Annotated in this window: 11 protein-coding genes; 8 read left to right on the forward strand and 3 right to left on the reverse strand. The window is 66.9% G+C overall.

The features are described 5' to 3' along the window. Positions 1-83: 83 nt before the first annotated feature. Entirely contained in the window at positions 84-2,531 is a 2,448-nt protein-coding gene (locus tag C7R54_RS17525; RefSeq protein WP_129151715.1) for a penicillin-binding protein 1A, read from the reverse strand. A gap of 125 nt (positions 2,532-2,656) precedes the next feature. Between C7R54_RS17525 and C7R54_RS17530 the strand changes: the two genes are divergently transcribed. The 3 genes from C7R54_RS17530 to C7R54_RS17540 are packed head-to-tail and all read left to right on the forward strand — an operon-like array spanning position 2,657 to position 5,547. Next, the gene (locus C7R54_RS17530; protein ID WP_129151716.1) at positions 2,657-3,295 is read left to right on the forward strand and encodes a shikimate kinase; all 639 of its coding nucleotides are present in this window, start codon (positions 2,657-2,659) and stop codon (positions 3,293-3,295) included. Beyond that, the gene (aroB, locus tag C7R54_RS17535; protein ID WP_129151717.1) at positions 3,292-4,374 is read left to right on the forward strand and encodes a 3-dehydroquinate synthase; all 1,083 of its coding nucleotides are present in this window, start codon (positions 3,292-3,294) and stop codon (positions 4,372-4,374) included. The genes C7R54_RS17530 and aroB overlap by 4 nt, the downstream gene beginning before the upstream one ends. Before the next feature lie 33 nt (positions 4,375-4,407). After that, positions 4,408-5,547, forward strand: coding sequence for a deoxyguanosinetriphosphate triphosphohydrolase (locus C7R54_RS17540; RefSeq protein WP_240039584.1), 1,140 nt, complete (start codon positions 4,408-4,410; stop codon positions 5,545-5,547). Positions 5,548-5,565: 18 nt separating this feature from the next. Here the strand turns inward: C7R54_RS17540 and C7R54_RS17545 are convergent, their stop codons facing one another. Beyond that, positions 5,566-7,023 carry a DHA2 family efflux MFS transporter permease subunit gene (locus C7R54_RS17545; RefSeq protein ID WP_129151719.1) on the reverse strand — a complete coding sequence of 486 codons (1,458 nt, stop codon included), beginning with the start codon at positions 7,021-7,023 and terminating at the stop codon, positions 5,566-5,568. Between the two features lie 149 nt (positions 7,024-7,172). Here C7R54_RS17545 and C7R54_RS17550 point away from each other — a divergent pair, with 149 nt between their 5' ends. The 5 genes from C7R54_RS17550 (at position 7,173) to C7R54_RS17570 (ending at position 12,586) form a co-directional block, all read left to right on the forward strand. Beyond that, positions 7,173-8,009 carry an IclR family transcriptional regulator gene (locus C7R54_RS17550; RefSeq protein WP_129151720.1) on the forward strand — a complete coding sequence of 279 codons (837 nt, stop codon included), beginning with the start codon at positions 7,173-7,175 and terminating at the stop codon, positions 8,007-8,009. A 215-nt stretch (positions 8,010-8,224) separates the two neighbouring features. Next, positions 8,225-9,016, forward strand: coding sequence for an enoyl-CoA hydratase/isomerase family protein (locus C7R54_RS17555; RefSeq protein WP_129151721.1), 792 nt, complete (start codon positions 8,225-8,227; stop codon positions 9,014-9,016). 30 nt (positions 9,017-9,046) lie between these two features. Further along, positions 9,047-10,639, forward strand: coding sequence for an AMP-binding protein (locus tag C7R54_RS17560; RefSeq protein ID WP_129151722.1), 1,593 nt, complete (start codon positions 9,047-9,049; stop codon positions 10,637-10,639). A gap of 70 nt (positions 10,640-10,709) precedes the next feature. Then, entirely contained in the window at positions 10,710-11,735 is a 1,026-nt protein-coding gene (locus C7R54_RS17565) for a Bug family tripartite tricarboxylate transporter substrate binding protein (RefSeq protein WP_129151723.1), read from the forward strand. Between the two features lie 14 nt (positions 11,736-11,749). Next, complete coding sequence (locus C7R54_RS17570; RefSeq protein ID WP_240039585.1) at positions 11,750-12,586, forward strand: enoyl-CoA hydratase/isomerase family protein; 837 nt, start codon at positions 11,750-11,752, stop codon at positions 12,584-12,586. Positions 12,587-12,604: 18 nt separating this feature from the next. Here C7R54_RS17570 and uvrA read toward each other — a convergent pair whose 3' ends face one another. Beyond that, complete coding sequence (gene uvrA, locus C7R54_RS17575) at positions 12,605-15,478, reverse strand: excinuclease ABC subunit UvrA (protein ID WP_129151724.1); 2,874 nt, start codon at positions 15,476-15,478, stop codon at positions 12,605-12,607. Between the last annotated feature and the right edge of the window lie 52 nt (positions 15,479-15,530).

Below are 15,530 nucleotides of genomic sequence, written 5' to 3' on the forward strand. Positions count from 1 at the left end.
GGGTCGATGAACGACCATGGCCGGGACTTCCCCGGCCATGCCCGCAGCCGGCCAGGCAAGGTCCCCGGCCACGCCGGCCCCGTCTAGCGGGGCATGGAGCCTTCGCCGAACGACGTTCCCTGCGGTTTCGACTGCCCGTTGTTGTAGCCATCGCCGTCGTTGGACGACGAATTCAGCGCATTCAGGAATTCGCCCAGCGAATCGCCCTGCGGCAACCCCAGCCGCGCCACCGCCTGGCCAGGCGGGAATTCCGAGAAGTAGTATTCGCCGTTTTCGGTGATCAGGCCGTCCGGCTTCGGACGCTGTTTCTGCTCCGGCACGCCCTTGAGCACGTCCTGCATATAGCTCAACCAGATCGGCAGCGCCACGCCGCCGCCGGTTTCGCGCGAGCCCAGCGACTTCGGCTGGTCATAGCCCAGCCAGGCGGTCGCCACCAGGCTGGGCGTATAGCCCGAGAACCACGCGTCCACCGATTCGTTGGTGGTGCCGGTCTTGCCCGCGATGTCGTTGCGCTTCAGGACGGCGCGCGCGCGGGCGGCCGTGCCGTAGGTGGCCACGCCGCGCAGCATGTCGTCCATCACGAACGCGGTGCGGGGGTCGATGGCGCGCGCGGCGGAATCCCCGGCCACCAGCGGCTTGGCCTGCATGACCACCTTGCCGCTGCTGTCCGTGACCTTGTCGATCAGGTAGGGCGTGATGCGGTAGCCGCCGTTGGCGAACACCGAGTAGGCGCCCGCCAGCTGCAAGGGCGTCACCGACCCCGCGCCCAGGGCCAGCGGCAGCACCGCGGGCTGGCGCGACTTGTCGAAGCCGAAGCGGGTCAGGTAGTCCTGCGCGTATTGGGGGCCGATGGCCTGGATGATGCGGATGGACACCATGTTCTTGGACTTGTACAGGCCCTGGCGCATGGTGAGCATGGGCTCGTACTGGTTCCCGTAGTTCTTGGGGCTCCAGGCCTTGGAACCGGTCTGCGCCGCGCTCAGCTCGAAGGGCTGGTCCGAGATCTGCGTGGCCGGCGTCAGGCCGCGCTCCAGCGAGGCGGCATAGACGAAAGGCTTGATATTGGAACCCGGCTGGCGCCAGGCCTGGGTAACGCGGTTGAAATTGCCGCGGTAGAAATCGAAGCCGCCCACCATGGCGCGGATGGCGCCGTCTTGCGGGGACAGGGCAACGAAGGCCGCCTGCACGGCCGGCATATTGATGACTTCCCAGCTGTCGTCGGGCAGCTTATGGATGTAGACCACGGAACCGCGCTTGATGCGGGCCTCCGGTTTGGCCTTGTCGTTGAGCGCGCGCGCCACCACGCCCAGCGTTTTCTTGTCCGTGATGGAAATGACTTCGCGCGAGCTGCGCACCAGCCGGATTTCGTTGGGGCTGGCGGACAGGACCAGCGCCACCAGCAGGTCGCCGCTGTCCGAATACTTGTCCAGCACGCCGTCGAGGAACTCATCCAGCTGGCCGGGGTTGTTCTCCACGCCGGCCGGCATGTCGAGCTGGTCCTCGGGGCCGGGGTAGGGCGCGCGGCGGGTGTAGTCCAGCACGCCTTCGCGCACCGCCCGGTAGGCTGCTTCCTGGTCCTTGGACTGCACGGTGGTGTAGATATTCAAGCCGCGCGAATACACGTTGTCCTGGTACACGCCGAACAGCAGCTGGCGCGCCAGTTCGGCGACGTATTCGCCGTGGATGGCATAGCCGCCCGCCGGCGTGCCCTCGGCCGACTTCAGCACGATGGGCTGGCTCATGGCCGTCTGGTATTCCGCGTCGGTCAGGTAACCCAGGTTGTGCATGCGGCCCAGCACGTAATGCTGGCGGATTTGCGCGCGCGGCAGGTTGGACAGCGGATTGAAGCGCGACGGCGCCTTGGGGATGCCGGCCAGCATGGCGGCCTCGGCGGGCGAGATCTCCGACAGCGGCTTGCCGAAATACGTGCGCGAAGCCGCGGCGAAGCCGTAGGCGCGATGACCCAGGTAGATCTGGTTCATATAGAGTTCGAGGATCTGGTCCTTGGTCAGGCTGGACTCGATCTTGAACGTGAGCAGCAGTTCGTAGAACTTGCGCGAATAGGTCTTCTCGGACGACAGGTAGAAGTTACGCGCCACCTGCATGGTGATGGTGCTGGCGCCCTGCGTCTTGGACATATTGACGATATTGGTCAGCCCGGCCCGCGCGACGCCGGTCCAGTCTATCCCGCCGTGCTGGTAGAAGCGGTCGTCCTCGGCCGACAGCACGGCCGCCTTCATGACATCGGGGATTTCATTGAAGCGCAACACGTTGCGGCGTTCTTCGCCGAATTCGCCGATCAGCACCTTGTCCGCCGTATAGACGCGCAGGGGCACCCGCGGCCGGTAGTCGGTCATGGCGTGCAGGTCGGGCAGATTGGGCCACGCCAGCGCCAAGGCCATGCCGCCCAGCAGCAGTCCGCATATTCCCAAACCCAGGCAGAAAATGCCGAGCTTGACGAAAAAACGGAGGAAGGGAGAGCCGCTGGAGGTCGGCTGGTCTTTCTTGGAGGGGTTCTGGGGCTTGCTCATCGCGGCGATTTTAAGGGCAAGTCGCGGCCGGGCCCTGGCGCGAATCTCAGTTTCTGGTCGGTTTCTGTAACAGCGTCTTCCAGTGTAGCGCGCGGACAACTGCCGCCAATGGGATAATACTGATCATGAACGTCACTCCCACCGCCTGCCCGGACGAAGATCCGGCCCCGGACACTGACTCCGCCTCGCTTTACGATCCCTGCCAGCCGCTGCCCGGGCCCCGGGCGAGCTTGCCGTACGACCTGCCGATCTTCCTGGTCGGCATGATGGGCGCCGGCAAGACGACGATAGGGCGCGGGCTGGCGCGGGCGCTGGGCCGTGAATTCGTCGACCTTGACCATGAACTGGAAGCGCGCTGCGGCGTGCGGGTGCCCGTCATTTTCGAAATCGAAGGCGAGGAAGGCTTCCGCAAGCGCGAGTCGGCGACGCTGGAGCGCTGCGCGTCCCGACGTAATATCGTGCTGGCGACCGGCGGCGGGGCGATCCTGGCCGAGGGCAACCGCAAGCTGCTGCGCGAGCAGGGTGTCGTGGTCTATCTTAGTGCCAGCGTGGATGAATTGTTCCGTCGCACCGCGCGCGATCGCAACCGCCCCTTGCTGCGCACCGCCGATCCGCGCGCCACGCTGCGCGATCTGATGCAGAAGCGCGAACCGCTTTACCGCGAGGTCGCGCACTTGACGGTGGAAACCGGCTGCACGCCGGTCTATTCCCTGGTCAAGACGTTGATCCCCAAGTTGCAAGCCTACGAGATCAAGCAAGCATGAATGTCGTTGACGTCGATGTCCCTGGCGGACGCTATCCCATCCGTATCGCGCCAGGCCGGCTGGATGCGCTGGACGAAGCCATTCCGGCCGATGCCACGGCCATAGGCCTGGTCACCAATCCCACCGTGGGGGCGCTGTACGCCGAGCGGGCCGAGCGCGCGCTGGCTCGCACCGGCCGCCGCGTGCTGCGCATCGAGTTGCCGGACGGCGAGTCCCACAAGGACATGCAGACGCTGAACCAGGTGTTCGACGCGCTGCTGGCCAACGGCTTCGACCGCCGTTCGGTGCTGGTGGCGCTGGGAGGCGGCGTCATCGGCGACATGACCGGTTTCGCGGCCGCCGTTTACATGCGCGGCATCCGTTTCGTGCAAGTACCCACCACGCTGCTGGCGCAGGTCGATTCGTCGGTGGGCGGCAAGACCGGCGTGAACCATCCGCTGGGCAAGAACATGATCGGCGCCTTCCATCAGCCGGTGGCGGTGGAAATCGACACCGACGTGCTTTCCACGCTGCCGGCGCGCGAAGTGTCGGCGGGGCTGGCGGAAGTCATCAAGTACGGCATGATCCTCGACCCCGCTTTCTGGGCATGGTGCGAGCAGAACGCCGGCCCGCTGCGCGCGCTGGAACCGGACGCGATCGCGCACGCCATCCGGGTGTCATGCGAGCTGAAGGCGCAGGTGGTGGGGCAGGACGAGCGCGAAGGCGGTTTGCGCGCGATATTGAACCTGGGCCATACCTTCGGCCACGCCATCGAATCGGGCCTGGGCTACGGCGCGTGGCTGCACGGCGAAGCCGTGGGCTGCGGCATGGTGCAGGCGGCGGAACTGTCGTCCGAAGTGCTGGGTTTCCCGGCGGCGGACGTGGACCGCGTGCGCGCCCTGGTGGCAGCGATAGGCTGCCCCACGGTGGCGCCGGACCTGGGCGCGCAGCGCTGGATGGACCTGATGCGGGTCGACAAGAAATCCGAGGGTGGCGAAATCCGCTTTGTCCTGACGCCGCGCATCGGCGAGGCGCTGACATGCAAGGCTCCCGAGGACGCCGTGCTGCGCACCCTGGCGCGCACGGTGGGACCGGCCTGACGGACGGAGGGCGCGAGGATGGATGCGACCCCCGTGGATTCCGCCCTCCTGGCGCCTTATGCGTGCGATCCCGCGCGTAGCCGCGGACGTGCGCATGACGAGCCGCCGCCGAGCAACCGTACCGAATACCAGCGCGATCGCGACCGCATCATCCATTGCACCGCTTTCCGCCGCCTGGAATACAAGACGCAGGTCTTCGTCAACCATGAGGGCGACCTGTTTCGCACGCGGCTGACCCATAGCCTGGAAGTGGCCCAGATCGCCCGTACGCTGGCGCGCAGCCTGCGGTTGAACGAGGAGCTGACCGAGGCGATATCGCTGGCGCATGACCTGGGTCATACGCCTTTCGGCCACGCCGGACAGGATGAGTTGAATGCCTGCATGCGCGAACTGGCGCCGGCGGCGGGCGGCTTCGAGCATAACCTGCAAAGCCTGCGCGTGGTCGATGCGCTGGAAGAGCGCTATGCCGCATTCGATGGGCTGAATCTCTGCTTCGAGACCCGCGAGGGCATACTCAAGCATTGTTCGGTATCGCATGCGCGCCAGCTGGGCGATGTCGGCGAACGCTTCCTGCTCAAGCGCCAGCCTTCGCTGGAAGCGCAACTGGCCAACCTGGCCGACGAAATCGCCTACAACAATCACGACGTCGATGACGGATTGCGGTCCGGACTGATCACGCTGGAGCAATTGCAGGAGGTCAGCATCTTCGCGCGCCATCATGCGGAGGTCTTGCGGCGCTATCCGCGGGTGGCGCCCCGTCGCCAGATCGCCGAGACCATACGGCGCATGATCAATACCCTCATCGTCGACCTGACCGGGAACACGGCCGCGCGCATCGCCGAATGCGCGCCCGCTTCCGTGGACGATGTGCGCGCCGCGCCCCCGCTGGCGGGCTTTTCCGCGGGGATCCGCGCCGAAGCCGATGTCCTCAAGCGCTTTCTCTTCGACAACCTGTACCGGCATTTCCGCGTGGTGCGCATGACGAGCAAGGCGCGCCGCATCGTGCGCGAGCTGTTCACGGCCTTTCTCGGCAATCCGCGGCTGTTGCCGCCGGACTATCGCCGCGACGACGAAACGACGCAAGCCCGCGCCATCTCGGATTACATCGCCGGCATGACGGACCGCTACGCCATGCGCGAGCACCGGCGCCTGTTCGACATTTCGGAAGGCTGAACGGGCGCAGCCCGCGGTTCAATGCGCCTGCCCCCGTTGTGCTTCCTCCCGCGCTTCTCCCCGCCCCTGCAGCTTCGTGCGCAGCAGCCATGCCGCGAGCACGGTAGCCGCCAGCGCGCAGACGGCGCCGCCCAGGAACGCCACCTGGTAGCCCTGGTTCAAGGCCTGCGCCGGCGCGGCACCCGCGGCGGCTGCCGCGCCGGTACGCGCGGCGGCCAGGCTGGCCAGCACCGCCAGGCCCAGCGAGCCGCCCATCATGAACGCGGTGTTGACGATGCCGGACGCCAGGCCCGACTCGCTGGGCGGCACGTCGCTCATCGCGGCCAGCAGCATGGGATTGAAGGCGATGCCCGCGCCCAGGCCCAGCAGGAGCATGCCCGGCAGGATATGGATAAGGAAGCTGCCGTCGGCGGGCGCCTGGCTGAACAGCGCCAGGCCGATGGCGGCCGTCAACAGGCCGGCCACCAGGGGCGCGCGTACGCCGAAGCGCATCACCAGGCGTGCCGACAGGCCCAGTGAAAGCGCAGCCATGATCAGGTTGGAGGGCAGGAACGCCAGTCCGATGCCCATGGCGTCATACCCGAGCACGCGCTGCAGGTAGAGCGCCGATATGAAGAACCATGCGAACAGGGCGCCCGCCCACAGGATGCCCACCACGTTGGCGACCACCACGTTGCGCAGGCGGAACAAGCGCAAGGGCACCAGCGGCGCGCGCACGCGCGCTTCGATGACGAAGAAAGCCGCCAGCAGCAGCGCCGCCGCCGCCAGCATGGACACCGATTGCACGGAGGTCCAGCCCGCCTCGTTGCCGTTGACCACGGCGTAGACCGCCAGCATCAGCGCCAGCGTGATGGTGACCGCGCCGCCGATGTCGAGGCGGCCGTCCATGGCCTGGCCGCGTCCGCGCGGGATCAGCCGCACGCACAGGCCGTACACCAGCGCCCCGATGGGAATGTTGACCAGGAAGATCCAGTGCCAGCTGAGCGCTGTGGTCAGCAGGCCGCCCAGCAGCACGCCCAGGCTGCCGCCGCCGGCACAGACGAAGCCATAGATGCCCATGGCCTTGGCCCGTTCGGCGGTCTCGGTGAAGAGGTTCATGACCAGGGACAGGGAAACGGCGGACACGATCGCGCCGCCCAGCCCCTGCACGGCCCGCGCGGCGATCAGGAATTCGCGCGTGTGGGCCAGGCCACAGGCCAGGGAGGCCAATGTGAACAGCGCCAGGCCGGCCAGGAACATGCGGCGATGCCCATACAGGTCGCCCAGGCGTCCGCCCAGCAGCAGGAAGCCGCCGAAGGTCAGCATGTAGGCGTTGACCACCCAGACCAGCGAGGTTTCGGTGAAGCGCAGGTCGGTGCGGATGGAGGGCAGGGCAACGTTCACGATGGTCGTGTCCAGTACGATCATCAGGACACCCAGGCAGAGTATGGTCAAGGCCAGCCAGCGCCGACGGCCTTCGATGCCGTGATGGGTCATGCAATGTCTCCAAGGGTTGAGGGGGCTGCCCGGGCTGTACACTGTCGAGCCTGTTGGCCATTAGAGCACCCGGCCATCAGGCCGCCCGCCCATTAGACAGCCCGCCCATTAGACAGCCCGCCGCCACGCCGCGGGAACGCGATTTTTCCATGAGCACGAACTCGACTCCAACGACGCGCCAGGCCGGTCCGCAAGCGGAACCCGGCGCCCTGTCCGCAACCCGGACGGACGTCGACGAGCGCCTGTATGTCGCATCGGTGGAAAAGGCGATGCGGGTGCTGGAGGCCTTCGACAAAAGCGCCAGCGAGCTGTCCATCGCCGATATTGCCCAGCGCACGGGCATGGGCCGCAGCGCCGCGCAGCGGTTCGTCTACACATTGTGCCAGCTTGGCTATCTGCGCCGTCATCCCGCCGCGCGTCTCTATTCGTTGTCGACCAAGCTGGTCGGGCTGGTGGGCGGCATGCTGAGCGCCAACGCACGCTTGCAGGCTGCCTTCCCGGTATTGTCGCAACTGGCCCAGGAAACCCACGAGACCGTATCGTGGGTGGAGCTGGATGGCGACGATATCGTCGTGCTGGGCAACGTGCCCAGCGAGCATCTGGCGTCCGTGAACTTGCCGGTGGGCAGCCGCTTCGCCGCGCTGCCGGCGTCGTCGGGCCAGGTGCTGCTGAGCCAGCAGACCGAAGATGTGCTGCGCGGGATGCTGGGCCGGCTGGCTCCGGCGGTGCGCGCGCGCTTCGGCGACCGCAAGGATGATGACATCCTTGCCCTGATCGACAAGGCCCGGGAGCAAGGCTACTCGATGACAGAAAAGAACCTCGGCCAGGGTAGCGTGTCGATCTCCGTGCCGGTGTTCGACCATGCGGGCCGGGTCGTGGCGGCCATCAACCTGTCGACGCTGTCCTTGCGCTACGACGTGGACACGGCGCGGCGCGACCTGCTGCCGCGCGCCCTGCATACGGCGAAGGTGTTGTCGGCCGCCTAGTGCGGCGCCTGCGGTCCACCACTGCGCACCGCTGCGGTAATCGGATATCAATTAATTAAATTGATATCCGATTTTTTTGCGCGTAATCCCTAATGTTCCGCTGCCTCGCGGACTCCTATAGTTGCGTCAATTGCTAATCAATTTACTCAATTGCATATCAATTGATTGGCCGATTCGATGGACCCGCAACAGGACACGAAACAGGACCCGCAGCCATGACGAAGTACATCAAGCTCGAACAACAGGGACCGGTGACCGTACTCACCCTCAACCGCCCGGAATGCCTCAATGCCTGGCATGCGCCGATGCGCGCGGAAATCCTGGATGCCGTGCGCAGCGCCGGCGCCGACCCCAAGGTGGGCGCCTTGGTCATGACAGGCGCAGGCGATCGTGCCTTCTGCGCCGGCCAGGACCTGAACGAGGCGCGCGAGTTCGACGCCTCGCGCGCGCAGAGCTGGATAGGCGAGTGGGAAACCTATTACGACGTCCTGCGCAGCTTCTACAAACCCCTGGTCATGGCCCTGAACGGCACCGCCGCGGGATCCGCCTTCCAGGTGTCGCTGCTGGGCGATATCCGCATCGGCCACGAAGGCGTGCGCATGGGCCAGCCCGAGATCAATGCCGGCATCGCCAGCGTGACAGGGCCGTGGATCATGCGCGAAATGCTGGGTATGTCGCGCACCATAGAGCTGACGCTGAGCGGCCGCATGATGGAAGCCGCCGAGTGCCACGCCATCGGCCTCATCCACCGGCTGGTCCCGCGCGAGCAGGTGCTGCCGGCCGCGCTGGAAACCGCCCGCATGCTGGCGGCCAAGCCGCCGGTCGCCATGCGCTTGAACAAGGCGCGCTTGCGCGAGATGACGGAAGCGAGCTTCCGCGAGTCCATCCGCGCGGCCGAACGCATCCACCACGAGTCGTACGAATCCGGCGAGCCGGCCCGCATGATGCAGGCGTTCTTCACGGAACGTGAACAACGCCGCGCGGACGCCAACCCGCACGCCAAATAAGCGCCATTCTCCGGATTCCCTCTTTCGCCCATGCAAGCCAGTCCTGATACGACGCACGTCGCCATTGCGCCCGTGCCTGATGAAACCCTCGCCGAGCTGCTGGCACGCCGCGCGGCCGAAGACCCCGACGGCGTCTACTGCTATTTCAAGGATGACGTCCTGACCCTGGGCGCGTTGAACGCGCGCGTCAACCAATTGGCCAACCTGCTGTGGCGGGATGGGCTGCGGCCGGGCGATCGTGTCGGCCTCATGCTGCCCAGCCACCCGGACCATATCGTGGCGATCTTCGCCCTCGCCAAGCTGGGGCTGGTCCGGGTGCCCATCAATGTCCACCTGAAGGGCGCGTCGCTCCAGCATCTGTTCGACCACCTGGCGCCGCGCGCGTTGATCGCCGATGCGGAGTACGCCGATGCGCTGGCGCCGGAACTATCCAAACTGGAACGGGTGCTGTGGCGCGGCGGCCAGGATGCCGCGCGCGCCTTCGAAGGCCTGGCCAGCCAGTCGGCCGCCGCGCCGCCCGTGCGGCCGGCGCCTGATGACATCCTGGCATTGACGCCCAGTTCCGGCACGACGGGCGCGCCCAAGGGCGTGCTGAAATCCGACCGTACGCTGCGCGCCGGCCCGCAAGCCATCCTGCGCCTGACCGGCGCGCGGCCGGGCAACACCTTCCTGCTTTGGGAGTCGCTGCATCATGGGGCCGGCGTGGCCGTCATCATCTCCGCATTGATCGGCGGCACGCGGCTGGCGATGGTGGAGCGCTTCAGCGCGTCGCGCTTCTGGGATGACGCGCGGCGCTACAACGTCACGCATATCCACTACCTGGGCACCGTCATCCCCATGCTGCTCAAGCAGCCGGCGCGAGACGGCGACCGGACCCATGGCGTGCGCATCGCATGGGGCGGCGGCTGCCCGCCCGACCTGTGGAAGACATTCTCGGAACGTTTCGGCGTGGAGATGCGCGAAGGCTATGGCCTGTCGGAGCTGATCACCTTCGTCACCGTCAATCCCGACGGGCCGGCCGGCGCCATCGGCAAGGCGCTGGACTACTACGACGTGATGCTGGCCGACGACGAGGGCAAGCCCGTGCCCGTGGGCCAGACCGGTGAAATCACCGTGCGCGCGCGCGTGCCCGAGTTGGGTTTCCTCGGGTACTTCCGCAATCCGGAGGCCGAGGCATCGTCGCGGCGCGGCGATTGGTTCCTGACCGGCGACCTGGGCCGCCAGGACGCGCAAGGCTTCCTGTACTACGCGGGTCGCAAGAAGGAAATGCTGCGGCGTCGCGGCATCAATATCTCGACCTGGGAAGTGGAGCGCGTGCTCGCCGAGCATCCCGACATCGAGGAGCTGGCCCTGGTCGGCGTGCCCAGCGATCTGGGCGAGGACGAGTTGAAGCTGTTCGTGCGCGTGCGCGAGAAGGCCGCCGGGATGCCGGCCGTGCTGGATCCGCTGGCCTTGATCAAGTGGAGCGAGGCGCGCCTGCCGTATTACCAGATTCCGCGATACGTCGCGTTCATCGACGAGTTTCCCAAGACGCCCACGCAGCGCATCCAGAAGAAGGAATTGCCGCGCACCGTGGCGGACGCCTGGGACCTTGAACGTTCGGGGTATCGCATCGGGAAGTAGCGGAGCCGGGCCGGCCGGCGCAAGCGCACACGGGACGCGAGCCCGGGCGCACCTTTCAAGGGGAACACAGATGAAGACATGTCGTTGGATGGATCGCCTGGGGCAGTTCGCGCACGGCGCGCGCAGGGTGGCGGCCAGGGTCCTGGCCGGCGCCGCGGCACTGGGCATGGCGGGCGCCGCCAGCGCGGCCTTTCCGGACCGGCCCATCACGCTGGTGGTGGGCTATGCGCCGGGCGGCGCCGTGGACGTGGTGGCGCGCATACTGGGGCGCGAACTGGGCGAGGCCCTGGGCCAACCGGTGGTGGTCGAGAACAAGCCCGGTTTCGCCGGCAACCTGAGCGCGCAATACGTCAAGCGCGCCGCACCCGATGGCTATACCCTGCTGATGGCGCCGACCACGTCGTATGCGCTGATCGGCAAACTGATGGGCGTGCAGGCGGTGGGCTATGACCTGGCCAAGGACTTCCAGCCGGTCGCCCTGGTCGGCGAGCTGCCCATCATCCTGGTCGCGAGCCACACGGTGCCCGCCAGGACGCTGCCCGACTTCGTCGCCGCCTTGAAAAAGGAGCCCGGCAAGATTGCCTACGGTTCGTCCGGCAACGGCACGATAGAGCACGTGGTGGCCGAGATGTTCCGGCTGCAGGAGAAGGTGGACATCATGCACGTGCCTTATCGCGGCGCGGCGCCCGCGATGACCGACCTGATGTCCGGCCAGATCCAGATGATGTTCGCGACGGCGCCGACGGCCCTGGCCAATATTCCCGCGGGCCGCATCCATGCCATAGGCGTGGCCTCCGCGCATCGCCTGCCGTCGCTGCCCGATGTGCCGACGCTGGCCGAGCAAGGGCTGCCGGGCTTCTCCGCGCAAGCCATCTACGGCGTGCTGGCGCCGGCCGCGACGCCGGAAGCCGTCGTCGCGAAGCTCAACGCCACGCTGCAAAAACTGATGGAGACGCCGCGCGTGAAGGACCAGTTCGGCCTGCAGGGCGTGCTGCCGTTGCGCAACACGCCGGCCGAGGCGGCTCGGCAGTTGCAGGCGGACATGGCCAAGTGGAACAAGGTCATCGACGCGGCCGGCATTACCTATACCCCTTGAGAGCAGGACCTTCCGTGACCACCGAAGCGAAGACCCCCATTGCGTCGGCCATGCCGGCTTCCCAGGCGGATTCCGAAATCCTCGTCGAATACCGCGAAGGCGGCCGCATCGCGGTCGTCACCATCAACCGCCCCTATCGCCGCAATGCCTGCGACCTGCGGGCGTGGACGGACCTGCGCGACGCCTTCCTGGCCATCGGCCGCGATCGCGCGGTGCGCCTCGCGGTGCTGCGCGGCGCGGATGGGCATTTCTGCGCGGGAGACGACATCCTCGCTTTCCGCGAGGCCTTGTCGGACCCCGTCCGCGCCGATGCCTATCGCGCCGTGATCCAGGAATGCTATGCCGCGGTGCAGGACGCGCCCATTCCCGTCATCGCCGCCGTCAGTGGCGTGTGCGTGGGCGGCGGTTGCAGCCTGGCGATGTGCTGCGACTTCCGCGTGGGCGATGCCAGCGCGCGCATCCGCGTGCCGGTCGCCTTGCTGGGGCTGGTCTACCCCACCATCCAGTTGCAGCGGCTGGCCAGCCTGGTGGGCGTGCGGACCGCGCGCCGCTGGCTGTACACGGCGGACATGGTTGACGCGGATGCGGCCAGCGCGGCCGGATACCTCGACGAACGTTGCGACGGCGACGTGCTGGAAGCCGCCTTGCGCTTCGGCCGGTCCATGATGGACAACGCGCCGCTGTCCATCGCCGGCAGCAAGATGCAGCTCAACGCCATCGCGGCGGGGACGGTGGCCGAGCACGCCGGGCGCATCGAGGCCATATCGCGCCGCGCCAACGAGAGCGATGACTATCGCAACGCCGCCGCCGCCTTCGCGGCGAAACGCAAGCCGGTGTTCACGGGCGAGTGAACGCCGGCAGGGTTGCGCTCAGCCCGCTTTCTTGCGGGCAGGCGCCGGCTTGAGCAGGCGCGCCAGATAGTGTCCCGTATGGCTGTCGGCCGTCTGGGCCACGGTCTCCGGCGTGCCTTGCGCCACGACGCGGCCACCGCCGTCGCCGCCCTCCGGACCCATGTCTATCACCCAGTCCGCGGTCTTGATGACATCGAGGTTGTGCTCGATGACCAGCACCGTATTGCCCGCCACGACCAGCTGGTTGAGGACCTTGAGCAGCAACTCGATGTCGTGGAAATGCAGCCCCGTCGTGGGTTCGTCCAGGATGTACAGCGTGCGGCCCGTACTGCGGCGGGAAAGCTCCAGCGACAGCTTGACGCGCTGCGCCTCGCCGCCCGATAGCGTGGTGGCGCTCTGGCCCAGGCGGATATAGGACAGGCCGACGTCGATCAGCGTCGTCAGCTTGCGCGCGATCGCGGGCACCGATTCGAAATACTCCAGCGCCTGTTCGACCGTCAGGTCCAGCACTTCGCTGATGTTGCGGCCGCGGTAGCGGATTTCCAGCGTTTCCCGGTTATAGCGCTTGCCGTGGCAGACATCGCAAGGCACGTACATGTCGGGCAGGAAGTGCATTTCCACCTTGACCACGCCGTCGCCCTGGCAGGCCTCGCAGCGGCCGCCCTTGACGTTGAAGCTGAAGCGCCCGGGGTCGTAGCCGCGCGCCCGGGCTTCCGGCACGCCCGCGAACAGCTCGCGGATGGGTGTGAACAGCCCCGTGTAGGTGGCGGGATTGCTGCGTGGCGTGCGGCCGATGGCGCTCTGGTCGACGCTGATGATCTTGTCGAAATGCTCCAGGCCCTCCATCGAGGCATAGGGCGCGGGCTCGGCCTGGGCGTGGTGCAGCTGGCGCGAGACCGCCACCGCCAGCGTGTCGTTGACGAGGGTCGACTTGCCCGAGCCCGATACGCCCGTCACGCAGACCAGGCGGCCGCCCGGTATACGCAGGTCGACGTTCTTCAGGTTGTTGCCGCTGGCGCCGGTGATGGCCAGCCAGGGCAGGGTGTCGTCCACGGGACGGCGCTGCGGGATCTCGATGGCGCGCCGGCCGCTTAGATACTGGCCGGTCATCGACTGCGGGTCGTCCTGCACCTGGCGGGGCGTGCCTTGCGCCACGACCTGGCCGCCGTGTTCGCCGGCGCCGGGGCCCATGTCCACCACCCAGTCGGCCGAGCGGATCATGTCTTCGTCGTGCTCGACCACGATGACGCTGTTGCCGAGGTCGCGCAGATGCTGCAGCGTGCCGATCAGGCGGTCGTTATCCCTTTGATGCAGGCCGATGGAAGGCTCGTCCAGGACGTACATCACGCCCGTAAGACCGGATCCGATCTGGCTGGCCAGGCGGATGCGCTGCGCCTCGCCGCCGGAGATCGTATCGGCGCTGCGGTCCAGCGACAGGTAATTGAGGCCGACGTTGTTGAGGAAGCTCAGCCGCGCCTCGATCTCGCGCACGATGCGCTGGGCGATCTCCTGCTTGGCGCCGGTCAGCTTGAGTGCCTGGAACCAGTGCAGGCAGTCCGACAGGGGCATGCCCTCCACTTCGTAGATGGCGCGGCCGTGGCGTTCGCTGCCGGGGTGCGCTTCGTTGCCGATCAGCACGTGGCGCGCTTCCGCGCGCAGGCGCGAGCCGCCGCAGTCGGGACAGGTCTTGATGTTGCGGTACTTGCCCAGTTCCTCGCGCACGGTGGCGGAATCGGTTTCCTTCCAGCGGCGCTCCAGGTTCGGAATCACCCCTTCGAAAGTGTGGCGCTTGACCGTGCTGCGGCCCTTCTCGTTCAAATAGACGAAGGCGATCTCTTCTTCGCCGGACCCATACAGCACGCGGTTGCGCACCGCTTCCGGCAGGCTTTCGAAGGGCGCCTCGATGTCGAACTCGTAGTGCGCGGCCAGGCTGGTCAACAGCGAGTGCGTGAAGGCGTTGCGCCGGTCCCAGCCGCGGATGGCGCCGGCCGCCAGGCTGAGCTCCGGAAAGGCGACCACCCGCTTGGGATCGAAGAAGCCCACCTGCCCGATACCATCGCAGCTGGGACAGGCGCCCATGGGGTTGTTGAAACTGAACAGGCGCGGTTCCAGTTCCGGCAGGCTGTGGCTGCACACCGGGCAGGCGTAGCGACTGGAGAACACCTGCTCGCGGCCGCTGTCCATGTCCAGGGCCAGCGCGCGGCCATCGGCGAGGGTCAGCGCGGTTTCGAAGCTTTCCGCCAGGCGCTGCTTGCTTTCCGTACGCACGCGCAGACGGTCGATGACCACGTCGATATCGTGCTTCTCGGTTTTCTTCAGCGCCGGCATGCTGTCGATCTCGACCATCTGGCCGTCCACGCGCAGCCGCACGTAGCCCTGCGACTGCAGGCTGGCGCATTCGTCCTCGAAGCCGCCCTTGCGGCCGCGGACCACCGGCGCCATGATCGCCAGCCGCGTTTCGGCCGGCCAGCCCAGTACCGCATCCACCATCTGGCTGACGCTCTGCGCCTGCAGCGGCAGGCCGTGGTCGGGGCAGTAGGGCGTGCCGACACGGGCGTAAAGCAAACGTAGATAGTCGTGGATTTCCGTGATGGTGCCGACCGTGGAGCGCGGGTTGTGGCCCGCCGCCTTCTGTTCGATGGAAATCGCCGGCGACAGCCCCTCGATCAGGTCGACGTCGGGCTTGTCCATCAGTTGCAGGAACTGGCGCGCATAGGCCGACAGGCTTTCGACGTAGCGGCGCTGGCCTTCGGCGTAAAGCGTATCGAAGGCCAGGGAGGATTTGCCCGAACCGGACAGTCCCGTCATGACCACCAGCTTCTGACGGGGCAGGTCCAGCGAGACGTTCTTGAGATTGTGGGTGCGTGCACCCCGAATGCGTATCGCGTCCATCAGGTCGGTTTCAGCAGATTCAAAGGCCAACTTGGTACTATAGCGCGCCGGA

It is taken from the genome of Achromobacter aloeverae (assembly GCF_004121055.1).
GTDB lineage: Bacteria > Pseudomonadota > Gammaproteobacteria > Burkholderiales > Burkholderiaceae_B > Bordetella_C > Bordetella_C aloeverae.